The sequence below is a fragment of the Stenotrophomonas sp. MMGLT7 genome, from assembly GCF_021168555.1.
Lineage (GTDB): Bacteria > Pseudomonadota > Gammaproteobacteria > Xanthomonadales > Xanthomonadaceae > MMGLT7.
Genome location: NZ_JAJOZS010000005.1, coordinates 40,524 through 63,299 on the forward strand (window position 1 = coordinate 40,524; position 22,776 = coordinate 63,299).

Here is a 22,776-nt window from a genome sequence, read left to right on the forward strand (position 1 = left end):
GGCTTCAAGACTGGAGAGCGGAAGATGATGAAGTGGATGGGTGCCGCGCTGGCCGCGGCGATGCTGGTGACCGGTTGCGCCAAGGTGGAGGGCGAGAAGTTCGTCGGCCACTGGGTCAATGTGCAGTCGCAGGACGACGTGATGGATATCGAGCGCAACGGGGAGTCCTTCATGGTGCGCAACACCACGCCGAGGTTCTTCAGCCGCAAGCCCAAGACCGAGAACTACCCGGCTATCTACAAGGATGGCGTGCTGCAGGTCTCCAACGACGGCGAGACGGTGAACTTCGCCATCGACCAGGCCAATGGCCACCTCAACACCGGCAGCGACGAGTACCAGCGCGTGCCAGCGAAGTGAGCGCGTAGTCGACTAAACCCTGGGCCGTATCGATATTCAGGCCAAAGCGCCACATGGCAGGCCGCAAGCATCCGCTGCATGCGAGCCAACCCGGTCCGTCCCGCTTCGCTTGCGACGAAGATGCCCCATAGGCTGGGCGGGGCCGACGGCGCGTTCGAGTGTCCGTCGGATTTGTACGTCAAAAGCGCCCTCATCCGCCCTTCGGGCCCCTTCTCCCGTGAACGGGATAAGGGTCAGCTGGACACGCTGGGTCCACGCCTGGCGGTGAAGCAACGGTTCTCGCCGGTGATCGGGTCCTCGAACGCCAGCGCATGCGCGAACAGTTGCAGCGGCCGCTGCGGATCGTCCGGCCGCTGTTGCTGCAGCTGCGGGTAGAAGCGGTCGTGCAGGATCGGCGCGCCCAGCGCCGCCATGTGCACCCGCAACTGGTGCTTGCGCCCGGTGACCGGCTGCAGCCGGTAGGTCCACACACCCTCGCCGCGGGCGACCACGTCGATCACGGTTTCGCTGTTCGGCTCGCCCGCGGCCTCGCGCATGCGGAAGAACGGCTCGCCCGGCTCCAGGCGGCTGCGATGCACATGCGGGAACACCAGACCCGGCAACGGCGGCGCCACCGCCAGGTAGTGCTTGCGGATGCGCCGCTCGCGGAACAGCGCCTGGTAGCGGCCGCGGCTGGCCGGGTCGGCGGAGAACAGCACCAGCCCGGCGGTCTCCCGGTCGATACGGTGCAGCGGCACCAGCGACGGGTTGTCCAACCGCCGCACCAGTCGCGTCAGCAACGTCTCGCGCACGTAGGCGCCGGTGGGCGCCACCGGCAGGAAGTGCGGCTTGCAGGCCACGACCAGGTGCGCGTCGGCGTGCACCACGGTCTCGGCGAAGGGGATGGCCGGCTCGTCCACCACCTCGCGGAAGTAGTGGATCTCGGCGCCGCGCCGGTAGGGGGCCGCTGCGTCGAGCGGGCACCCGTCCGCGTCCAGCACGCGGCCCCGCTCGAAGCGCTCGCGCCAGGTACCCGCGTCCACGCCCGGGAAGCGCGCGCATAGTGCTTCCAGCACCGTTGCCCAGGGCCCTGGGGGCAGCTGGAACCGGCTGGCGGGAATGCCGTCGCGAGTGGGGCGTAGGGAACCGGGGTCAGTGTGCATTTGTCGGGCGGACGCGCAGGCGATTGGCAAGCATTGTCCGAGTATGGGTGCCCGAAGGAAGGCAAGGCCAATCGCATGCGTCGATCTGCAAGCGAACCACCGTGCCATGCCTCGCGACTCAGGATGGCTTACGAACTACGCCAGGGCGATCGTTTGCCGTCAGGCGGCCAATCGCTTGATGCGCGCAGGCAGATCGCCGAGCGCACGGTGGGCTTCTTCCAGTTCGTAGTCGGCCTGCAGGCCCAGCCAGAAGCGCTCGGTCGTGCCCAGTGCCGCGGCCAGGCGGACGGCGGTGTCGGCGGTGATGCCGCGCTTGCCCAGCACGATCTCGTTGATGCGGTGCGGCGGCACGCCGGTGGCGCGGGCAAGCGCGTTCTGGCTGATGCCCAGCGGTTCGAGGAACTCCTCGAGCAGCACTTCGCCGGGATGGATGTTGGGTAGGGGGGCCATTGGGGATGCCTCGGGTTCAGTGGTAATCGACGATTTCGACCTCGGAGACATCGCCTTCCTTCCATCGGAAGCAAATGCGCCATTGGTCGTTGATCCGGATGCTGTCCCAAGACATCGGCGCTCCGGCAGCCTAGGACAGCAAGCGCTGAGCCTGCTCTGGCCCACGCCCCTGCCAAGCCTCACCAGGAGGTACCCACGAGCGTAGCTCAAGATCTTGTGTTAGACTTCGATCCAACATGGCCCTCGCCTCTTGGTTTTTCGAAACCTACGCGGGGGTTCTTATTGTCCGGCTTTCGCGTTCCACCAGCGCTCCCACCCGTTGGGCGCCCCCATGCCAGTGACTGACAGTTTCCGCTGGGAGGCCTGGGACGGGAAGCTACACAGATGCTGTGCCAGCCGATCCGGCCATTGGCTTCCTGAGCATATCCGCTGGAGCATGTGGCGGACGATGGCCAGGTAAACGAAGGGCTTCGACAGCAGATCCGGTTTACCAGCGAATGCCTCGCACCAGTCGATTGCGGTTGAAGGCGGTAGCTTGGGCTCGGAGACCATGTTGCGATTCCATACCCGGCTGTGATGCGCCACCAGATTGCGCAGATAACTAAGTGCGCGAACCCAACTGCCAAGTATCCTCCAGTCTCCGATGCCATAGCGAGAAGCGATCGCCATCTGATCGGCGACCTTCATCATGGCCAACAGCTGCGAGATCGAACCGAAATCCCACACTTCGATGGCTACCCATATCGGCATGTTAGGACCGTGCTTCTCACGGTAGTGCTTGACGAAGTCTTCCTTCGATCGCTGCACCAGCCCTTGGTGTCGCTGCTGCCACGCGGCGAACGCGGTCTGCCCTGAGCGATGATCTCGCTTATTGCGGAAACTTGGATGGAAATTGTCTTCGTGCAGATGGGCGAACGTGTCGGCGCTGCCCAGCCGATATGCCACCTCGACTCTCAACGATACTTCGATGCGTTCCAGCGCGTCGGCAAGCAGTATACGCAAGGTGCGATCGAATAGGTACAGGGCGACCGCATCGGAGAATACGGTGCCTGCCACGAATTGGTCCGTGCTCACCGTACGAATAGCGCCGTTCGCCGCATCTTGCTCCAACCGGAATACCCGGAAGGGGTACCAATAAGCACTGAGACGGTAGTAGCCGACACGCTGCAACCAGGTCAGAGCTACCTTCTCGTCTTCGATCAGCAAACCGCGCATCCGTAGCAGTGCCAACTGCTCGTCGAACGATTTCCACGGGCGACTGTAAATGTGATTGATCGACATGGCTCCTTGCCTGGACGGCGCGTGTGCGCAACTGATCACTCGATGGAAGTTATCTGAAAATATTGGACAACTGAATCGTTTTACAGCTTGCTGTATCTCTCAGAACAGCGAGCCCTGCATGGGCACGGCAACTTCGTCCGGCGCATCGTCGATGGGCTGCGCCGTTTCCCCGCCCAACCGCCACGCCAAGCCCGAGATCCGCGCCGCATGCCGCGCCAGCGCGGCACGCAGCACCGGCTCGCTGGCAGCCAGGTGCAGCGCGCGGCGGGCGCGGGTGAGGCCGGTGTAGACCAGTTCGCGGCTGAGCACGCGGGCGTCGCGGTTGGGCAGTTGCAGCCAGACTTCGTCGAACTCGCTGCCCTGGGCCTTGTGCACGGTCATGGCGAAGGCGCTCTCGTGCGCGGGCAGCGCGGCGGGGTGGAAGCCGCGGACCTGGCCGTCGCCCTCGCCTTCGAACCAGGCGACCAGGGCGCCGCTTTCGTCCCTTAGACAAATGCCGACGTCGCCGTTGAACAGGCCATGGCGGTAGCTGTTCTCGGCGATCAGCAGCAGGCGGCCGTGGAACCAGGGCGAAGCGGCGCCGAGGCGGCGGGTGCCGCTACCGCTCTCGGCCAGCAGTTGCTCGATGCGTGCGTTGAGGCCGCGCGCGCCCTGCGGGCCGTTGCGCACGGCGGTGAGCAGGCGCACGCGGCCGGCGTCGCGCAGGGCGGCGGCCGGGTCTTCGGCGGCGGCCAGCGCGCGCCAGTGCGCGAGCAGGGGTTCGCCGCGGGCCTGCAGGGGATCGTCGATGTCCTGGTGGAAGTGCACGCCGGCCAGTTCGCCGCCACGCAGCAGGGCGAGGCTGCGCTCGGTGTCGCCGGCGCGCACGGCGTCGGCCAGCGGGGCGAGTTCGAAGCCCTGGGCCTGGCGGTAGCCGCGCAGCAGGTGCACGCGGTGGCCGGCAAGGCCGCCGCCGCGGGTGTCGGTGGGCCGGCTGCCGCCGGGCACGCCGCCGAGCAGCGGCTGCAGGGCCTGGGCATCGTCGGGCTGCAGGGCGTCGCCGGGGCCGGCGGCCTGCAGGATGGCGGCGAGCACGTCGCCGGCCTCGACCGAGGGCAGCTGGTCGGCGTCGCCGAGCAGGATCAGCTGGGTGCCGTCGGCCACCGCCTCGACCAGCTTGCACATCAGCGGCAGGTCCACCATAGAGGCTTCGTCGACGACGATCAGGTCGAACGGCAGCGGGTTGTCGGCATTGTGGCGGAAGTTGGGCGAGTCGGGGATGACGCCGAGCAGGCGGTGCAGGGTGCTGGCGCCGGTGGGGAGCGGGAGGGGCCAGGTGTCCTCTTCCGCCCGTTGGGCGCCCTCACCCGCCTTTGCGTGCCGCTCCTGCGGCACGCTCTTCGGGCCGGCTTCGCCGTTCGCTTCGGCATCCTGCCTTCGCAGTCGGGCACCCTCTCCCGCAAGCGGGGGAGGGGCGGCTTGCGCGATGGGCATCGACAGGCCGTCGGCCAGGGCGCGAGCCACGGCGATGCGCAGGCTCTCGGCCATGCGCTCGGCGGCGCGGCCGGTGGGCGCGGCCAGGGCGATGCGCGGGGCCGGGGTGCCGGCCAGCTGCGCCTGGGCGATGCGCAGCAGCAGCAGGCGGGCGATAGTGGTGGTCTTGCCGGTGCCGGGGCCGCCGGTGACCAGCAGCAGGGCGCGGCGCAGGGCGAGTGCGGCGGCCTGGGCCTGGCGGTCTGGGGTTTGCTGGTCGGCGGGTTGGTCGGGAAGGCCCTGGCCCTCACCCGCCCTTACGTGCCGCTCCTGCCGCACGCCCTTCGGGCCGGCTGCGCCGTTCGCTTCGGCATCCTGCCTTCGCAGTCGGGCACCCTCTCCCGCAAGCGGGAGAGGGGAAGAGCCGGCCGTCACTGCTGCGTGCGGGAACAGTTGGGCGAACAGCGGGGCCAGTGGGGCGGCGTCGAAGTCCGGCAGCGGCTGGGCGGCGAGCCGGCGCAGGCCCTGTGCCAAGCGGCGCTCGTACTCGCGGTAGCGGCGCAGGTAGAGCAGGCCGTGTTCGAGCACCAGCGGGCAGTCGGGGGCGGCGGGATCTTCCGGCTCGGGCTGGGCCACCCAGCGCGAAGCGGCCAGGGCGCGCTGCCAGTCGGCCGGGTCGGGCAAGGCCGGGGCCGGGCCGTCGCGGGTGTCCAGCAGCACGCCGGCGCGGGCCGGGTCCAGGCCGGCGTGGCCGCTGGCCACGGCGAGCGAGGCCAGGGCGGCGCCAGCCAGTACCTCGGCGCCGGTGTCAGGAGCAAGGCGCTGCAGGGTCTGGGCGAAGGCGAGGTCGAGCGTGCGCAGGGCGCCGCTGCGCTGGAGGGTGTCGAACGGGTTCATGGGCGAGGCTCCCGACACGCGCTTGGTGCCGCGGTCCTGGGTTGCCGGCGAAGGCAGGTGGCGGCGGCATCGAGGCTGCGGACGACGATGACGTGTCCTGCCCCCAGGGAGAACCGAGCCTGCCCGGCTGCGGCTTGCCCGGGAACGGTCCAGCCAAGCGGACCCGTCGCGGAAGCCGCCCTGGCGACGACGAGGTATTGGCGGGAAGGCCCGTTGCCGCCAGGGCGGCTCCGGTCAGGACCCGGCCGCGGCCGAGTGGCGCGATTGTGTGCCGGTGGCGTGTGCCGGGCTTCTGGATGGATCCACCAGCAGTCGCCGCGGGCATCTCCGGCAATGCCGCGACCGGACAGGCTCGGTGCCAGCGAAGGATTGGGGGGCGTGGAGGTCCTCATGCCACTACCTCCGGCAGCGCGCGGCCTGCGAACAGGGCATCCACGCTTTCCACCAGCGCCGGGTCGAAGCGCCAGGCGTGCACGCCCGGCGAGGGCGCGAGGGTGGCGTCCACGCCGCGGCAGAACAGGTAGCCCACGCCGCCGAAGTCGCGGGCGTAGTCGTACTCATCGCCCAGGCGGAAGCGCAGCCAGCGGTGCAGCGCGACGGTGTAGATCAGCGCCTGCAGTTCGTACTCGCTGTGCGTCATCGCGCGCGCCAGCGCGTCGGCGTCGTAGGCCGGCAGGCGGTTGGACTTGTAGTCGAGCACGTACCAGCGTCCATCAAAGTGGTAGGCCAGGTCGATCAGGCCGGTCATCAGGCCCTCCAGCCGCTGGCGCGCGCCGAACGCCTGGCGCTCGCCGACCACGCCGAAGCGGTGCAGCAGCGCCAGCAACGCGTCCACGCGGGTGGGCTGCATGGCGAAGTGGAATTCCATCTCGTTGCGGCGCTCTTGGTCGGGCAGCGCGGCCAGCCGGCCGCCCTCGGGCAGGGCCACGGTGAGGGTGTTGCCGACCAGCGCGGTGAGCATGGCCACGCCGTCGTCCAGTTCGTCCTGGGCGTAGCCGCCGCGCTGCAGGGCCTCGACGATGGCCTCGCCCTGCCCGGCCGGGGCCGGCTGGCCGGGATGCCAGTCGCGCCAGGCGGCGAAGTCGGCGCGCTCGAACACGTCGTGCATGACCACGCCGAAGCGGTTGCCGGCAAAGCGGGGGTCGAAGGCCTCGGCCTCCGCCGATGCTGCCAGCGGCTCGGCGGCGGCCGGCTCGTCGCTGCCGCCGCCACCCTCCACGGTGGCGCTGGCCATCGGGTCGGCGGCGACGCCGGCATCGGCCGAGGTGCCGCTTGCGGCACCGCCATCGGCGTTCGCCAGCTGGGTGAAGCTGTAGACCCACCAGTCCGGGGCGACCTGGCGCTGCGCCACCCGCGCCGGCGGCACCTGGACCTCGGCGGCCGGTGGCAGCCGCGGCAGCTCGGCCGGCGGTGGCGTGGTGTCGATGGCGACCGCGTTGCCGCCGACCGCGGCCTGCAGGGCCTCGACGTCGGCGACCATGGCCGCCAGCGCGGTGCGATCGTGCTGGGGGAACGGGCCGGTGGCGATCCACAGCGCGTGCTCGGCACGGGTGAGGCCGACGTAGAGCAGGCGCGCGTCCTCGGCGCGCTGTTCCTGCCTCCATGCCTGCTCCGCCTCGCCCCAGGCCGGGTCGTCCTTGCCGGTGTTCCAGCGCAGCTGGCGGCGGCCGTCGGCGTGCACCACGCAGTGGCGGCCGGCGCCGCGCTCGCGGCGGCCGATGCCGACGTAGGGCAGGAACACCAGCGGGTACTCCAGGCCCTTGGACTTGTGCAGGGTGACGATCTGCACCCGGCGCGCGTCCGACTCCAGCCGCAGTTGCTGGGCCTCGTCGCCGTCGTCGGCGTTGGCGATGCGCCGGGCCAGCCAGTCCACCAGGCCATGCGGGCCCAGCGCGCGGGCGTCGGCCTCCTGCAGCAGTTCGGCCAGCTGCAGGTAGTTGGTGAGGCGGCGCTCGCCGTCCACCAGTGCCAGCAGGCGCTGGCCGTGGCTGGCGCCGAGGTCGCCGACCAGCGCCAGCGGGCCGCCGCGCTGCCAGCGCTCGCGCCAGTCCAGCGCCTGCTGCTGCCAGCGGCGGTGGCGCTCGCCGTCGTGTTCGAGCGCGGCGATGGCGGCGGCATCCTCGCCCACCAGCACGGTGGCCAGCGCGGCGCGCAGGCGGCGGTCGTCGCCCGGGTCGAGCAGCGCCTGCAGCAGGGTCAGCAGTTCCAGCGCCTCGTCGGTGGCGAACAGGCTGCGGCGGCCGGCGGCCACCGCCGGGATGCCGGCCGCGCCGAGCGCCTGCTGGATGCGAGTGGCCTCGCCGTGGCTGCGCACCAGCACGGCGATGTCGCCGGCCTGCACCTGGCGGCCGCCGATGCTGGCGCGACCCTCATTACCGGCGGCAAGCCAGCCGCGGATGGCGGCCACGCAGGCGGCGGTGCACAGCTCGCGGGCGCGGTGGGCGCTCCATGGCTTGGGCTTGCCGGCGGGCTTGTTCTTGGCCGCCGTCGCGGCCTGGGCGGGCGGCGGCGGCTCGGGGGCGCGCCACAGGGTCAGCGCCGGGGCGGCGGCGCCGTCGCGCTGCAGGTCGGCATCGGTGCGTTTCGTGCCCGGCTGCACCGGGTGGAAGGCGATGCCGTCGGTGAGGAAGGCGTCGGCATAGCCGGCCTGGGCGTACAGCGCGTCGATCGCGGCGAGCAAGCCGGGACGCGAGCGGAAGTTGTGGCCAAGCGGCGGCGCGCGCTCGGCGGTGATCGCGGCGGCCAGGTAGGTGCGCACGTCGCCGCCACGGAAGCCGTAGATGGCCTGCTTGGGGTCGCCGATGACGAACAGCGCCGGCTCCAGCCCGGCCACGCGGGCCAGTTCGCCTTCGCCGAACACGCGCGAGAAGATCGACCACTGGCGCTCGTCGGTGTCCTGGAACTCGTCCACCAGGGCGATGGCGTACTGCGCGCGCAGCCGCCGCGCCAGGGTCTCGGCCTGGGGGCTGTCCGGCGCCAAGGCATGGGCCACGCCATCGACCAGATCGTCGTAGGTCTGCACGCGGCGCTGGCGCTTGAGCAGCGCCAGCCGCGCCGCGGCGTCGTCGCGCAGGGCGTGCAGCAGGCGGATGCGGCGCTGCAGCTGCCACTGCCGCAGCTGCGCGTCGGCCTGCGCCCAGGCCTCCAGCGCGTCGAACAGCGGCGAGCACGGCACCCGGTCGTGGGCGCCGTCCTTGCAGAACCCGCGCAGGCGCGAGGGCAACAGCTTGTCGAGGTGGCCGCCGTCGTCCAGCGCCCAGTGCGCCTCGGCGCTGCCCTGCCAGAGCTGCTCGAAGGCCTTGTCGAAGCTGGGCCGGCGCGCGCGGCGGCCGTCGAACACCTTGGCGTCGAACGCGGCGGCGATGGCGTCGTAGGCCTGGTCGGCGTGCTCGCGCAGCGCCGCGACCAGCGCCTGCGCGGCGGCCTGGCGCGCCGGGGTGGGATCGTCGGGCGAGGCTTCGGTGGCGGCGGGCAGCAAGCTCGGGTGGCGCACCAGCTCGCGCAGGTCGGCGGCCAGCGCCTCGGGCCCGCCCGGCCACAGCGCGACCAGGTCCTCGGCCATCGCGGCGTCGGCCGCGCGCGCGCGCCACAGGTCGGCGGCGACCTCGGCCAGCAGTTCGCGGTCGTTGGCCAGCAGCTCGGGCGCGGCGAAGCTCTGGCCGCTCTCCAGCGCGTGCTCGCGCAGGACGCGGGCGCAGAAGCCGTGGATGGTGAAGATGGCGGCGAGGTCGATCTCCTCCACTGCCTGCTGCAGGCGGCGGCGCAGCTGCGCGGGGGATTCCTGCGCGGTGGCCAGGTGGGCGGTGAGGATCGCGCGGGTCAGGGTGATGTCGGGGGAGTCGTCCTGCTCCTGTAGGAGCGGCTTCAGCCGCGATGGGGCGTCACCGGGAAGGCCCATCGCGACTGAAGTCGCTCCTACAGGGTTTTCACGGATTTCGGGGGTTTCGGGGGTTTCGGGGGTTTCGGGGGTTTCGGGGGTTTCGGGGGTTTCAGGGGTTTCAGGGGTTTCGCGGGTTTCGCGGATTTCAGGGATTTCGGGGGTTTCTGCGAGCACCAGGGTGGCGGCCAGGGCCAGGCGCTCGCGGATGCGGCGGCGCAGTTCCTGGGTGGCGGCCTCGGTGAAGGTGACGGCCAGGATCTGGCCGGTGCGCAGGCCGCGCTCGACCACCAGCCGGGTGAACAGCGTGGCCAGGGTGAAGGTCTTGCCGGTGCCGGCGCTGGCCTCGATCAGGCGCACGCCGTGCAGCGGCAGGCTCAGGTACGGGTCGCGGGTGGGCGCCGGCATGGATGCATCCGATGCGGTCATCGCGCACGCTCCAGCAGGCGATGCGAAGGGTCCCGATCCGGCGTAAAGCCCGCCGCGCCGGCAGCGGCGATGGCCAGACGTGTTGCGATCGTCATTCCGCGTCCTCCTGCGCGCCGTGCCAGTGGCGCCAGCTCTCGACCAGCCGCGCCGGGTCGGGCGAGTCGCCGGGCTCGCCGCGTTCGAGCAGCGAATACAACCGTTGGCTGGTGGCGGCGAAGGCGGCGAAGCGCTGCGCATCGGCGAACGGGTCGGCGCCGCGGTGGACCAGGTGCAGCTCCGGTGCCGCCGATTCGCTCCAGCCGAAGCCGGCCTGCCATTGCGCGGCGGCCTCCTTGACCGCCTTGTCGAGGTCGTCGGCGAGCGCGGCCTGGTGGTACTTCCAGCTGCTGTAGGGGGCGAACGCCAGCGGCGCCTGCAGGCCGTGGTGGTACAGCCGCAGCAGCTCGGCCAGCGCCGCCTGTGCCTGGCCCTGCGATAGCGGCTCGGGATCCATCGGATGCGGGCCGATGCCGTCCTCATGCTCGAAGAAGCGCACGTACGGCGCGCGCTCGCCGGCGGCGCGCAGCAGCAGCCATTCCAGGCCGTGGCGGATCGCCGCGCGCCCGCCCAGGGCGCCGACCTGCACCCGGCCCAGCCCGGGCGTGTACCAGCCGGGCAACCGGCCGTGCAGGTCGATGCCGTCGATCCGCACCTGCAGCCGCTGCGACCGCGCCGGCGCCTCGCCGCGCCACTGCGCGAAGGCCGCGGCGTAGGGCGCGATCCGGTGCAGGCGCTCGTCGAGCTGGCGCCGCCCCAGCGGCCCGGACGGCAGCAGCGCGCGCGCGCGCAGGCGCTCGTACAGGCCGTCGGCCTGGCCGGCCAGCGCGGCCTCGAACACCTGCTGCTGCAGCTCGTAGCCTTCCAGCCCGCGGCCCGGTGCCAGCAGTGGCTCCAGGTCGCTGTCCTCGCCGGCCGGGGCCGGCAGGCGCATGCCCAGGCGGTGGCGCAGGAACTCCCCGGCCGGGTCGGCGAACAGCCGGCGCAGCTCGTCGATCGACACGCTCGCCGGCGGCGCCGCCGCGTCCGCGGGCAGCTCGCCGGCCACCCACGGCGCCAGCGGCTGGCGCTGCCCGGTGAGACTGTCCACCGCCGGCCGCCACTGCCGGCGGTAGCTGAAGCGGCGCGGGTCGGGCCCGCCCTCGCCGCTGCCTTCGCCGCTACCCTCGCCCGCCCCGCCGAACGCGGCGGCGGCGAACGGCTGCAGCGGATGGCGCACCACGAACTTGTCCGCCGCCTCGGGATCGGCGTGGTACCGCGCGGCGCTGGCCAGCAGCTCGCTGACCAGCAGCGACGGCTCGCGCACGCTGCCGTCGCGGGCGTCGGCGCCGAGGTAGCTGAGGTAGAACACCTCCTGCGCCGAGGCGAACAGCTGCAGGAACAGGAAGCGGTCGTCGTCGCGGGTGGAGCGGTCGCCATGGCGGCGGCGTTCGCTGCCGAGTTCGGCGGTGAGGCGGTTGAGCCCGGCGGCCGGGTCGCGGCGCGGGAAGTCGCCGTCGTTCATGCCGAGCAGGCAGATCGCGCGGAACGGCAGCAGCCGCATCGGCACCATGCGGCCGAAGCTGATGCCGCCGGTGAGCAGCGGCGCGCGGGTGTCGGCCTCGCCCAGCACCGCGGCGAAGTGCGCGCGCACCACCTCGGCCGGCACCGCGCCGGCGAACCCGGCACGCTCGGCGTCGCGGGCGTACTGGTCGATCAGGCTGCGCAGGCGCTCCAGCGCGCGCTGCGCGCGCGGCGCCGACGGCGTGGCCGGGACCAGCGCGTCGAGCAGGCCGAGCAGGCGCTCGCGCCAGGTCGCCGGCGGTGCCGCCTCGGCCAGCAGCTGCTGCTGCCGCTCGAGCGCGCGCAGCAGCCGGACCAGGGTGTCCAGCGCCGCCAGTGCGCTGCCTTCCAGCAGCGGCCACGGTGCGACGCCGGCGATGTCGTCCTCGGCGCCGCTGGCGTGGCCGAGCAGCAGCCGGTCCAGCGCGAAGCGCCAGGTGTAGGCGTCGTCGGCCGGCGCCTGGTGGCGTTGCCGGTGCGCCGCGTCCAGGCCCCAGCGCGCGCCGGCGGCGTGCAGCCAGCCGCGCAGGCGCTCCAGCCCGTCCTCGTCCAGGCCGGCGGCCTCGGCGACCGGGGCGCTGGCCAGCAGGTCGAGGATCTCGTGCAGGCCGAAGCGCGAGACCGGCAGCCCGAGCAGGGTCAGGAACACCTCGGCCAGCGGCTCGCTGGCCAGCGGGCTGGCGTCGGCCAGCGCGTAGGGCAGGCGATCGTCGTCGCCGTGGCCGCCGAACACCGCGTCCAGGTACGGCACGTAGGGGTCGATGTCCGGCGCCAGCACGGCGATCTCGCGCGGCTGCAGCGGCGGGTCGAAGCGCTCGTCCTCCAGCAGCGCGCGCAGCTGGTCGTGCAGCACCTGCAGCTCGCGCAGGCGGGTGTGGCAGGCGTGCACCTGCAGGCTGGGATCGTGCAGCCGCAGCGCCGGCAGGCGCTGGCGCGGATCGGCGGCGGTCGGTGCGGGCGGCGGCGCGTCGCGGCGATGCAGCAGGTCGGACTGCATGCGCCGCAGCAGGCTGTCGCCCAGGCCGCCGTCGGCCAGCGCGCGGCGGCCGGACTGCAGCGGGTCGGCGTAGGCCTCGATCTCGGCGCGCGGCGGCGCCACCTCCTCGCTGCCGAGCAGGGCCATGAAGTCGCGCCCGGCCGCACCCCAGGCCTGCAGCAGCGGGTTCTCCTGCACGCTGTCGGCGAACAGCTCGGTGCCGGCGCCCTCGCGGCGACGCTGCCACAGGCTCTGCAGGTCGCCCCAGTAGCCCTGGGTCGGCGTGGGCAGGTAGAAGTGCAGCGTGCCCACCCGCGCCTGGGTGGCCAGCACGCGCAGCACGTCGGGGGAGATGTTGAGCGTGGCGAAGGCGAACAGCCGCGTCGGCAGCCCCTGCGGCAGCGCCGCGTCGGCGCGGCCGAAGCGGCCCAGGTATTCGTCGATGCGGCGCGCGCGGTAGCGGCGGCCGGCGGCGATCGCGCGCCACAGCTGCGCCTGCGGGTCGGCCGGGTCGGCGCCGGCCTCCCAGCGCAGCAGCCAGTCGCGGCGCCAGGCCTGGTACTTCTCGAACACGGCGGACAGCTCGCCGGCCAGCGCCCACGGCTTGAGCGCGTCGCCGTCGCCCAGGTAGGCGTCGATCGCCGCCAGCGCCGGCGCGGCGCGCACGCCCGGGTCGGCCAGCGCGGCGTACAGGCGCCACTGCATCGCCGCCATGTCCAGGTCGTCCGCTGCCGGGCCGAGATTGGCCTCCAGCGCGCGCGCGACGAATTCGCCGGGGGTGAGGAACTCCAGGTTGGCGGCGACGCCGTACTCGGCCGCCAGCGTGGCCTGCAGCCAGCGCCGCATCGCCACCTGCGGGATCAGCACCACGTCCGGCGCCAGCAGCGGCTGGCCCGGCGCCGGCCGCCGCAGTTCCTCCGCCAGCAGCGCGGCCAGCATGTCCAGGGCGTTGGAGGGGTAGAGGCGGAAATCGCAGGCGGCGGCAGGCATCCTGCCATCTTGCCGCAGTGCGGTCGCAGGTGCAGAGACCTGGGATGTGGAGGGCAGCCTGGGGATGCTGGCCTGCGCGACTGGGCGCGGGCCCTGGGTACAAGTGCAAGCGAAGTGCGACGGAGCCGATGCCCCCTCCCTTGCGCGCAGCGCAGGGGAGGGTTGGGGAGGGGTGCTGTGGCTGTGGCTTCTTGGCTCCGCTACTGATTGGCGGCGTGTCGTCGATCAGGTAGATCCGATCAAAAGCCCAAGCAACGGCACCCCTTCCCCAACCCTCCCCTGCGCTGCGCGCAAGGGAGGGGGCAACGGCGGGGCGCCTTCGTTGCCATCCCTGCCCCTGCCAAAACACCGTGTTGCAGCGGCAATGACCTCCGGCACGGACCGGTGCCGGCGGAAGATGCCAAAATACTGCACGGGCCAGTTCGGTTATGTTCAGCCGCCTGCCACGATCCTTCTCCGTTGCTTTTCCGTTAATGGTTGCGATGACGGCTTCAGAAGCTCCCCCCGTGCAGTTGTCCGGCGTCCGCATCGACCGTGGTGGACGCACGATCCTGCGCGACCTTTCGCTGCAGGTGCCGCGCGGCAGCATCACCGCGGTGCTGGGCCCGTCCGGCAGCGGCAAGTCGACGCTGCTGGCGGGGCTGACCGGCGAGCTGGTACCGGTGGCCGGCAGCGTGAAGCTGTTCGGCCGCGACATCCCGCGCGGGGCGCGCGAGCTGCTGGAGATGCGCAAGGGCGTGGGCGTGCTGCTGCAGGGCAACGGCCTGCTGACCGACCTGAGCGCGGCCGAGAACGTGGCGCTGCCGCTGCGCGCGCATACCCGCCTGCCCGAGCCGGTGCTGCAGCGGCTGGTGCAGATGAAGCTGCACGCGGTGGGCCTGCTGGCCGCGGCGCAGGCCTGGCCGCGCGAGCTGTCCGGCGGCATGGCGCGGCGCGTCGCCCTTGCACGGGCGCTCGCGCTGGACCCGCCGCTGATGCTCTACGACGAGCCGCTGACCGGCCTGGACCCGATCGCCAGCGGCGTGATCACCAGCCTGATCCAGCGCCTGAACCAGACCCTGGGGCTGACCAGCATCATCGTCACCCACCACGTGCACGAGACCCTGCCGATCTGCGACCAGGCGCTGGTGATCGCCAACGGCGGCATCGTCTTCGCCGGCACCCCGGCACAGCTGCAGCAGAGCACCGATCCGCTGGTGCAGCAGTTCCTGCTCGGCCGCCCGGACGGCCCGATCCCGTTCGACGCGGCGCCGCGCGCCTACGGCCAGGAGGCGGCGTGATGGCGTTCGTCGAATCCGTCCGCTCGCTGGGCCGCGCCGGGTTGTTCGCGATCACCGTGCTGCGCGGCTCGCTGCCCACGCGCGACCTGCTGGCCGAGCTGACCCGCGAGATCTACAAGGTCGGCGCCCGCTCGCTGCCGATCATCGCCGTCGGCGGCGCCTTCGTCGGCCTGGTGCTGACGCTGCAGGGCTACCGCACGCTGACCACCTACGGCGCGTCCGATGCGCTGTCCACGCTGCTGGGGCTGTCGCTGTACCGCGAGCTGGCGCCGGTGCTGACCGCGCTGCTGTTCATCGGCCGCGCCGGCAGCTCGATCGCCGCCGAGCTGGGGCTGATGCGCGCCACCGACCAGATCAAGGCGCTGGAGCTGATGGCCATCGACCCGATCGCCAAGACCGTGGCGCCGCGCTTCTGGGCGGCGGTGCTGACGGTGCCGCTGCTGACCGGGGTGTTCTGCTCGCTGGCCATCTGCGGCGGCTATTTCGAGGCGGTACATGTGCTGGGCATCGACAATGGCGTGTTCTGGTCGGGATTGACCGGCAGCGTCGATTTCTGGGACGACTTCGGCGTGGCGATGCTCAAGTCGGCGATCTTCGGCGGCACCGCGGCGCTGGTGGCGGCCTACGTCGGCTTCAATGCCGAGCCGACCATCGAGGGCACGTCGGTGGCGACCACGCGCGCGGTGGTCAACGCCTCGCTGCTGGTGCTGATGTTCAACTTCGTGCTGTCGGCGCTGCTGTTCCAATGACGCGAGTCCCTCGCAAGAGCCCGCGCATCCATGTGCGGGGTCCCATCGAAAAGCCCGCTCCGATCGGCTTCGGGGCAACCGCTACATCAGGAGTGAGATAGACCCATGGCAATCCGTGGACCAAGACTGGAATTCTCGGTGGGCGCGTTCCTGCTGCTGACGCTGGCCTCGCTGCTGGTGCTGGCGGTGGCCTCCACCAACAAGCGCTGGGGCCTGGGCGGCGGCCACTACGAGCTGACCGCGCGCTTCAGCCAGATCGGCCAGCTCAAGCCGCAGGCGCCGGTGCGCATCGGCGGGGTGACGGTGGGCCAGGTCACCGGCATCACCTTGGATCCGGTGCGGTTCGACTCCATCGTGACCCTGTCGCTGGACGACAAGTACAAGGAGCTGCCCAACGACACCTCGGCCGGCATCTTCACCAGCGGCCTGCTGGGCGACAGCTACGTCGGCCTGCAGCCGGGCGGCTCGCCCGACAACTTCAAGCCGGGCGACGAGATCAGCTTCACCCAGCCGGCGGTGGACCTGATCCAGCTGGTCGGCAAGTACATGTTCAGCGGCGGCGGGGATAGCTCCTCCCCGTCCAACGACACCCCGGGCGCAAGCGCGCCGAACACGGAAATCCAACAATGAAGACGACCAAGCTCCTTCCCGCCCTGCTCGCCGCCGCACTGGCGGCGGCGACGCCCGCCATGGCCGCCGCGCCGCAGCCTGCGGCGGCCGCCACCGCCGCCTCCAGCCCGGCCGCGCAGCTGGTGATGACCAACAGCAGCCGCGTGCTGGCCACGCTGGAACAGCGCCGCGCCGAGTTCAAGGCCAACCCGCAGGCGCTGCACCAGTACGTCAACGCGCAGCTGAGCCAGTTCTTCGACCGCGACTACGCCGCGCGCCTGGTGCTGGGCATCCATGCCCGCGGCGCCTCCGATGCGGACATCAAGGGCTTCGCCGATGCGCTGGTGGCCAACCTGACCCAGCGCTACGGCTCGGCCATGCTGAGCTTCGAGGGCCATCCGAGCTTCCGCTTCAAGTCGCAGACCCCGCTGCCGAACAACATCGGCGTGCGCGTGTCCACCGACCTGATGCGGCCGGGCAACGATCCCACGCCGGTGGACTACCTGGTGCGCAACGTCGGCGGCCAGTGGAAGGTGTTCGACGTGATGATCGAGGGCGTGTCGTACGTGCAGACGTTCCGCAACCAGTTCGACGCGCCGCTGCGGCAGAAGTCCATCGCCCAGGTCACCGCCGACCTGCGCGCCGGCAACCTCAACGTGGCCGATCCGGCCGCCAACGGCAAGGCCGGCAATGGCCGCTGAGCAGGCCGCCACGCTGCAGCGCCAGGGCGACGCCCTGGTGTTCGCCGGCGCGCTCGACCGCGGCGCCGCCACCGCACTGTGGCAGCAGGCGCTGTCGCAGCTGCAGGGCGTGAGCCGCATCGACCTGGCCGCGGTGCCGCGCGTGGACAGCTCGGGCCTGGCCCTGCTGGCCGAACTGTGCGCCCGCGGCAACGGCATCGCGCTGGCGCAGGCGCCGGCCGAACTGGCCGAACTGTGCGCCGCCTATCGCCTCGATCCCCACCTGGAGTTCCAGGCCTCCTCCGTCCAGGATCCGGTATGAATCTTGTCCGCATGCTTTCCGTCCGCACGTTCTGCGGGCTCGCGCTGGGGGCCGTGCTGACGGCCTGCGCCAGCCAGCCGCAGCGCCAGCCCGCACCATCGCCTTCCTCCGCCCCGGCGGCGGCGAGCGCCACGACCGACACCGCCGCGCCGGCGCAGCAAGCGGCCGCTGGCGAGGCCGGGACGCCGACCCAGGCGGACGACGATTTCGCGGCCCTGTACGGCGGGGAGTCGGCCGGCGGCGGCGTGGCCTACGACCCGTGGGAGAACTACAACCGCCGCATCCACCGCTTCAACGTCGGCGTCGACCGCTACGTCGCCCGTCCCGTGGCGACGGCCTACACCAAGGTCGTGCCGGGCCCGGCGCGGCGGCGCGTGACCGACTTCTTCCGCAACCTGACCTCGCCGGCGACCATGGTCAACCAGGTGCTGCAGGGCCGCCCGGGCGATGCCTGGGTCACCTTCGGCCGGTTCCTGATCAACACCACGGTCGGCATCGGCGGCCTGTTCGATCCGGCCACCCGCGACGACGTGCCGCGCACCAGCGAGGATTTCGGCCAGACCCTGGCGGTCTGGGGCTGGCGCAACTCGCGCTACTTCGAGCTGCCGTTCCTGGGGCCGCGCACCGTGCGCGACACCTTCGGCATCGCCGGCGACACGCCGCTGTCGCCGATCCGCTACGTCGAACGCGACCGCATCCGCTTCGCCCTGCAGGGCCTGCAGCTGGTCGACACCCGGGTCAAGCTGATGCCGCTGGACGACCTGCGCGCCAACGCGCCGGACGAGTACGCGCTGATCCGCGACGGCTGGATGCAGCGGCGCAACTACATGATCCAGAGCGATCGCGAAGGCCGCGGCGGCAACGACGAACTGAACGAGGACAGCCTGATCCCCAGCAGCTCGGTGCCGATCCCCTGATCCGGCGTGGTGGTCCTGCGACGGCAGGCCATGAACGAAGAAGGCCCGGGAGCGATCCCGGGCCTTTGTGCTTGCGCTGGTGTCGGGCGGCGCTGGCGGCAGCGGGCCGGTACGTGGCCCGGGCCGGCACCGCCGGGGAAGCAACGACCCGTAGGAGCGATGTAGGAACGACTTCAGTCGCGATGGGCTTTACCGGGAAGGCCCCATCGCGACTGAAGTCGCTCCTACGAAGGCGGATGCCGGCCGCGCGGCTTACTGCGCCAGCGCGGCGTCGATGGCGGCCAGCAGGCGCGGGTCGGCGGCGGTGACGTCGGGGGCGAAACGGCCAGCCACCTTGCCGTCGCGGCCGATCAGGAACTTCTCGAAGTTCCACAGCACGCCCGGCGCCGGATTGGGCTCGATGCCGAAGCCGGCCAGCTTCTCGCGCATCGGGCCGTCGCCGGTGGCCTGCGGCTGCGCGGCGACCAGCTGCGCGTACAGCGGGTGGATGCCTTCGCCGGTGACGGCGATCTTGGAGAACATCGGGAAGGTCACGTCGTAGGTGAGCTGGCAGAACTGCTGGATCTCGGCCTCGCTGCCCGGCTCCTGGCCCTTGAAGTCGTTGGCCGGGAAGCCCAGCACTTCCAGCCCGGCATCCTTCTTGTCGCGGTAGAGCTGCTCCAGGCCTTCGTACTGCGGGGTCAGCCCGCACTTGGAGGCCACGTTGACCACCAGCAGCACCTTGCCGGCGTAGTCGCCCAGGGTGGCCGGCTGGCCGTCGATGGTGGTGAGCGCGATGGTCTGGATCGATTCGGTCATGGCCATGGTCTTCGGGGAAAGGGGCGACAGGTTAGCGCGTGTGTCGACCGCGTGGTCGGGAGCGGGGGATCCCGGGCCTCCCGTGGCAAGCCGTGTGTGTAGGCGCTACGGGGCGATGCGGCGGCGGCCTGCGGGCTCATTGCTCCGGCGGCGGCACGTCGGCGCCGAGCAGGCCGGCGCTCTCCTCGCTCGGCAGCGATTCCACCTCGCGCAGCTTGCGCTCGATGGCGCGGGTGCGCACGCCGGTGTTGTCGATCTGCTTGCTGGCCTGCTCGAGCTTGTTCTTGACCGAGTCGAGCACCTCGCCGAACTTGCCGAACTCGGTCTTGGCCGCGCCGAGGATGCGCCATACCTCGGCCGAGCGCTTCTCGATCGCCACGGTGCGGAAGCCCACCTGCAGGCTGGTCAGCAGCGCCAGCAGCGTGGTCGGCCCGGCCAGGGTGATGCGGTGCTGGCGCTGCATCGCCTCGAACAGGCCCGGGCGGCGCAGCACCTCGGCGTACAGGCCCTCGGTCGGCAGGAACATCACCGCGAACTCGGTGGTGTGCGGCACCGCCACGTACTTGCGGATCTCCAGCGCCTGCTTGCGCACCGCGCGCTCGAGCGCGTCGCCGGCAGCGCGCACGGCGTCGGCGTCGGCCTTCTCCTGCGCGTCGAGCAGGCGCTCGTAGTCCTCGCGCGGAAACTTGGCGTCGATCGGCAGCCACACCGCGGCCTCGGCCGAGGAGCCGGGGAACTTCACCGCGAACTCCACCCGCTCGCTGCTGCCGGGCACGGTGGCGACGTTGGCCGCGTACTGGTCGGGCGCGAACACCTGCTCCAGCAGCCCGGCCAGCTGCACCTCGCCGAACACGCCGCGCGACTTGACGTTGGTCAGCACGCGCTGCAGGCCGCCGACGTCGGCGGCCAGCTTGGTCATGTCGCCCAGGCCCTGGTGCACCTGCGCCAGCATCGTGGTGACGTTGCCGAAGCTCTCGGTCAGGCGCGTCTCCAGGGTGGCGTGCAGCTTCTCGTCCACGGTCTGGCGCATCTGCTCCAGGCGCGCGGCGTTGTCGGCCTGCAGGTCCTTGAGCCGCGCCTCCAGGGTGGCGCGCATCTCGCCCAGGCTCTGCTGGTTGCGCTGGCCCAACTCGACCAGGCGCTGGCCCAGGCCCTCGGCGAAGCGCTGCTGCGATTGCCCGGCCTCCAGCCGGCCCTTGCGCGCGTCCTCGGTCAACGCCTCGCGCAGCAGGTCCAGGCGCTGGTCGGTGCGGGTGGACAGGTCGGCCAGGCTGCGGGCGAAGCCGTCGATGCGCGACTCCTGCTGGCGCGAGAACGACTCCAGCTGCTCGCGCAGCTCGCCGCGGCCGGTGCGCGACTCCTCGCGCAGGGCCTGTTCCAGCGCCGAGGAATCGGGGCGGCGCAGCAGCAGCACCAGTTGCAGGACGATGACGGCGCAGAGCAGGGCGCCGAGGATGAGGAATTCGGATTGCATGGCGCCAGTGTAGCGGGCGCCGTCTCATCCGCTGCGCCGGCTGCTACGCTGCCGGTTCCCGGCCCCCTCCCCATACCCGCGATGCTGCAGCTCTACGGCAAGTCCTCCTCGATCAACGTGCGCAAGGTGCTGTGGCTGTGCGACGAACTCCCGCTTGCATACGAGCAGCACGCCTACGGCAGCGGCTTCGCGCCGGTCGATACCGAACCGTTCCGCCGCCTCAATCCGAACGCGCAGGTGCCGGTGATCCGCGACGGCGACTTCGTGCTGTGGGAATCGAACACGATCTGCCGCTACCTGGCCGCGCGCGAGCGGCGCGCGGACCTGCTGCCGGACGACCCGCGCGAGCGGGCGCAGGTCGAGCAGTGGATGGACTGGCAGGCGACAGACCTGAACACGGCATGGCGCTACGTGTTCATGGCGCGCGTGCGGCGCAGCCCGGCCTATCCCGACGCGGTGGCGGCCGAGGCCAGCCTGGCGCAGTGGAACGGCTTGATGGCGATCCTGGACGCGCAGCTGGCCCGCACCGGCGCGTACGTGGCCGGCCCGGCATTCGGCCTGGCCGACATCGTGCTGGGCCTGTCGACCCAGCGCTGGCGGATGACCCCGGGCGACAAGCCGGCGCTGGCGGCGGTCGAGGCCTGGTTCGCGCGGCTGTGCGAGCGCCCCGGCTTTCGCCGCCACGGCTGCAACGGCGAGCCCTGAGCCCGATTCGAGGCCGGGCAATCCCTGCCCCGGCAGCGGCGACCCGGACGCGGCGACGGTCCGAAGCCCTGCAAGGGCGATCCTGCGGGAACTCCACCGCAACCGCCGTCCCCAGGCGCGGCCTCCGGGCCTCTGCCGGCTACGCGCCGCCGCCGCGTCTGCGATCATGTACGCCCCCACGCGCCGTGTTCCGCCGATGAAGTCGCTGCCTTTGCTGATGCTGGGCCTGGCCTGCCTGCTGCCGTTGCCGGCCACCGCCGGCAATTCGCAGACCCTCGTCTCGCCCGCCGCCCTGCCGGCGGCCGACACCCGGCCCAAGGTGTTCCTGGCCGGCAGCATCGAGATGGGCAAGGCCGGCGACTGGCAGCGGCAGGTGCAGCAGGCGCTGGCCGACGAGGGTGTGCTGATGCTCAACCCGCGCCGTGCCGACTGGAACCCGGCCTGGCGCGCCGAGGCCGACGAGCCGGAGTTCCGCCGCCAGGTGGAATGGGAACTGGCCGCGCTGGAACAGGCCGACATCGTGCTGATGTACTTCGCGCCCGGCACGCAGAGCCCGATCACCCTGCTCGAATTCGGCCTGTACGCGCGCTCGGGCAAGCTGCTGGTGGCCGCGCCGGCCGGTTTCTGGCGCAAGGGCAACCTGGACATCACCGGCGACCGCTATGGCGTGCCGCGCTACGACGACCTGCCGGCGCTGATCGCCGCGGTGAAGCAGCGCCTGGCCGCGCAACGCGCGCGCTGATCCCGGCGCGACGACCGCCATGCCGTGGATGGGCATCAACGATACCGGCACCTTCGTGATGGCCGTGGTGCTGTTCCTGATGCTGCCCGGCCCGGGCACCTTCACCCTGCTGGCCGCCACCGGCCGCGGCGGCGTGCGCGCTGGCTACGCCACCCTGGCCGGGCTGATGCTGGGCGACCAGTTGCTGATCGCCGCCGCCGCGACCGGGGTGGCGGCGCTGTTGCAGGCGCATCCGGCGCTGTTCGCGGCACTGCGCTACGTGGGCGCCGGCTACCTGGCCTGGGTGGGCGTGCAGCTGCTGCGCGAACCCGCGGCGGCTGGCCCTGTCGCGCCGCCGCCGCGGCAGGGGCGGCGCTGGTTCCGGCAGGCGCTGCTGGTGGGCGTGCTCAACCCCAAGGCGATCCTGTTCTACATGGCCTTCTTCCCGCTGTTCATCGACCCGGCCACGCAGCGCGGCGTGGCGACGCTGGCCACCATGGCGGCGCTGATCGCGCTGTTGAGCATCGCCTGGTGTTCGCTGCTGATCTTCGGCGGGCGCTTGATCGCCCGGCTCCTGGCCGGCCATCCGCGGCTCGGCGCATGGCTGCGGCGCGGGGTCGGCGTATGCTTGATCGGGTTCGGATTGCGACTGGGACTGGAGGCCTGATGCGCCTTCCGGCCCGGTCCGGAGCTCGGGATGGCGATCCACTGCAAGCGCGCCTATGAGCCGGCCGTCGACGGCGACGGCCGGCGCTTCCTGGTGGACCGGCTGTGGCCGCGCGGGGTCGGACGCGCCGCCTTGGACGCCGAATGGCTCAGGGGCGTGGCGCCCAGCGACGAGCTGCGGCGATGGTTCGACCACCGGCCCGAGCGCTGGGACGCGTTCCGCCGGCGCCACTGGCTGGAACTGGCCGCGCATCCACGACGCCTGGCGCCGCTGCGCGACGCCATCGCCGCCGGCCCGGTGGCGCTGCTCCACGGCGCCCGCGACACCGCGCGCAACCAGGCCGTCGCGCTGCGCCAATACCTGCTGGCCCACCGCCGGCGCGGCCGAGCCGGCCGCGCTCTGGCAATGCTGCGCCGCATTCGGCG

19 protein-coding genes and 1 pseudogene are annotated in these 22,776 nt (G+C 71.9%); 11 read left to right on the plus strand and 9 right to left on the minus strand.

Annotated elements, in window-relative coordinates:
- The first annotated feature begins 24 nt into the window (after positions 1–24).
- A complete protein-coding gene (locus LRX76_RS08395; protein ID WP_231804029.1) occupies positions 25–357 on the plus strand; it encodes a hypothetical protein in 333 nt (110 codons plus the stop codon).
- Positions 358–590: 233 nt separating this feature from the next.
- Here LRX76_RS08395 and LRX76_RS08400 read toward each other — a convergent pair whose 3' ends face one another.
- From LRX76_RS08400 to recC, 7 genes are all read right to left on the minus strand, one after another.
- Positions 591–1,499 carry a pseudouridine synthase gene (locus LRX76_RS08400; RefSeq protein ID WP_231804031.1) on the minus strand — a complete coding sequence of 303 codons (909 nt, stop codon included), beginning with the start codon at positions 1,497–1,499 and terminating at the stop codon, positions 591–593.
- 159 nt (positions 1,500–1,658) lie between these two features.
- Positions 1,659–1,949 (minus strand): HigA family addiction module antitoxin, encoded by a 291-nt coding sequence (locus tag LRX76_RS08405; protein ID WP_231804033.1) that lies wholly within the window; start codon positions 1,947–1,949, stop codon positions 1,659–1,661.
- Between the two features lie 16 nt (positions 1,950–1,965).
- Entirely contained in the window at positions 1,966–2,064 is a 99-nt protein-coding gene (locus tag LRX76_RS08410; protein WP_231804035.1) for a type II toxin-antitoxin system RelE/ParE family toxin, read from the minus strand.
- A 164-nt stretch (positions 2,065–2,228) separates the two neighbouring features.
- Complete coding sequence (locus tag LRX76_RS08415) at positions 2,229–3,230, minus strand: Abi family protein (protein WP_231804037.1); 1,002 nt, start codon at positions 3,228–3,230, stop codon at positions 2,229–2,231.
- Positions 3,231–3,329: 99 nt separating this feature from the next.
- Positions 3,330–5,579 carry an exodeoxyribonuclease V subunit alpha gene (recD, locus tag LRX76_RS08420; RefSeq protein ID WP_231804039.1) on the minus strand — a complete coding sequence of 750 codons (2,250 nt, stop codon included), beginning with the start codon at positions 5,577–5,579 and terminating at the stop codon, positions 3,330–3,332.
- Between the two features lie 388 nt (positions 5,580–5,967).
- Entirely contained in the window at positions 5,968–9,864 is a 3,897-nt protein-coding gene (gene recB, locus LRX76_RS08425; protein ID WP_231804041.1) for an exodeoxyribonuclease V subunit beta, read from the minus strand.
- 112 nt (positions 9,865–9,976) lie between these two features.
- A complete protein-coding gene (recC, locus tag LRX76_RS08430) occupies positions 9,977–13,429 on the minus strand; it encodes an exodeoxyribonuclease V subunit gamma (protein ID WP_231804043.1) in 3,453 nt (1,150 codons plus the stop codon).
- Between the two features lie 482 nt (positions 13,430–13,911).
- Here recC and LRX76_RS08435 point away from each other — a divergent pair, with 482 nt between their 5' ends.
- The 6 genes from LRX76_RS08435 to LRX76_RS08460 all read left to right on the plus strand — a co-directional run bounded on the left by LRX76_RS08435 (position 13,912) and on the right by LRX76_RS08460 (position 17,986).
- Positions 13,912–14,709, plus strand: coding sequence for an ATP-binding cassette domain-containing protein (locus LRX76_RS08435; RefSeq protein WP_231804045.1), 798 nt, complete (start codon positions 13,912–13,914; stop codon positions 14,707–14,709).
- Positions 14,709–15,458 carry an MlaE family lipid ABC transporter permease subunit gene (locus LRX76_RS08440; RefSeq protein ID WP_231804047.1) on the plus strand — a complete coding sequence of 250 codons (750 nt, stop codon included), beginning with the start codon at positions 14,709–14,711 and terminating at the stop codon, positions 15,456–15,458. Before LRX76_RS08435 ends, LRX76_RS08440 begins: the two co-directional genes overlap by 1 nt.
- Before the next feature lie 105 nt (positions 15,459–15,563).
- The gene (gene mlaD, locus LRX76_RS08445) at positions 15,564–16,088 is read left to right on the plus strand and encodes an outer membrane lipid asymmetry maintenance protein MlaD (RefSeq protein WP_231804049.1); all 525 of its coding nucleotides are present in this window, start codon (positions 15,564–15,566) and stop codon (positions 16,086–16,088) included.
- Positions 16,085–16,768: an ABC transporter substrate-binding protein gene (locus LRX76_RS08450; protein WP_231804051.1), complete on the plus strand. Its 684-nt coding sequence runs from the start codon at positions 16,085–16,087 to the stop codon at positions 16,766–16,768. The genes mlaD and LRX76_RS08450 overlap by 4 nt, the downstream gene beginning before the upstream one ends.
- Positions 16,758–17,069 (plus strand): STAS domain-containing protein, encoded by a 312-nt coding sequence (locus tag LRX76_RS08455; protein WP_231804053.1) that lies wholly within the window; start codon positions 16,758–16,760, stop codon positions 17,067–17,069. The genes LRX76_RS08450 and LRX76_RS08455 overlap by 11 nt, the downstream gene beginning before the upstream one ends.
- Before the next feature lie 11 nt (positions 17,070–17,080).
- Positions 17,081–17,986, plus strand: coding sequence for a VacJ family lipoprotein (locus LRX76_RS08460; protein WP_231804055.1), 906 nt, complete (start codon positions 17,081–17,083; stop codon positions 17,984–17,986).
- 252 nt (positions 17,987–18,238) lie between these two features.
- Here LRX76_RS08460 and LRX76_RS08465 read toward each other — a convergent pair whose 3' ends face one another.
- Both LRX76_RS08465 and rmuC read right to left on the minus strand, forming a co-directional pair.
- Complete coding sequence (locus LRX76_RS08465) at positions 18,239–18,784, minus strand: glutathione peroxidase (RefSeq protein WP_231804057.1); 546 nt, start codon at positions 18,782–18,784, stop codon at positions 18,239–18,241.
- A gap of 136 nt (positions 18,785–18,920) precedes the next feature.
- Entirely contained in the window at positions 18,921–20,258 is a 1,338-nt protein-coding gene (gene rmuC / locus LRX76_RS08470; protein ID WP_231804059.1) for a DNA recombination protein RmuC, read from the minus strand.
- Positions 20,259–20,339: 81 nt separating this feature from the next.
- Between rmuC and LRX76_RS08475 the strand changes: the two genes are divergently transcribed.
- From LRX76_RS08475 to LRX76_RS08490, 4 genes and pseudogenes are all read left to right on the plus strand, one after another.
- Positions 20,340–20,963 carry a glutathione S-transferase gene (locus LRX76_RS08475; RefSeq protein WP_231804061.1) on the plus strand — a complete coding sequence of 208 codons (624 nt, stop codon included), beginning with the start codon at positions 20,340–20,342 and terminating at the stop codon, positions 20,961–20,963.
- Positions 20,964–21,159: 196 nt separating this feature from the next.
- On the plus strand, positions 21,160–21,705 hold the full coding sequence (locus LRX76_RS08480) for a nucleoside 2-deoxyribosyltransferase domain-containing protein (protein WP_231804063.1): 546 nt from the start codon (positions 21,160–21,162) through the stop codon (positions 21,703–21,705).
- 28 nt (positions 21,706–21,733) lie between these two features.
- A complete protein-coding gene (gene leuE / locus LRX76_RS08485; protein ID WP_231804065.1) occupies positions 21,734–22,351 on the plus strand; it encodes a leucine efflux protein LeuE in 618 nt (205 codons plus the stop codon).
- A gap of 30 nt (positions 22,352–22,381) precedes the next feature.
- Positions 22,382–22,702 (plus strand): annotated as a pseudogene (locus tag LRX76_RS08490) (DUF488 family protein); the annotation flags it as partial.
- Positions 22,703–22,776 lie beyond the last annotated feature (74 nt).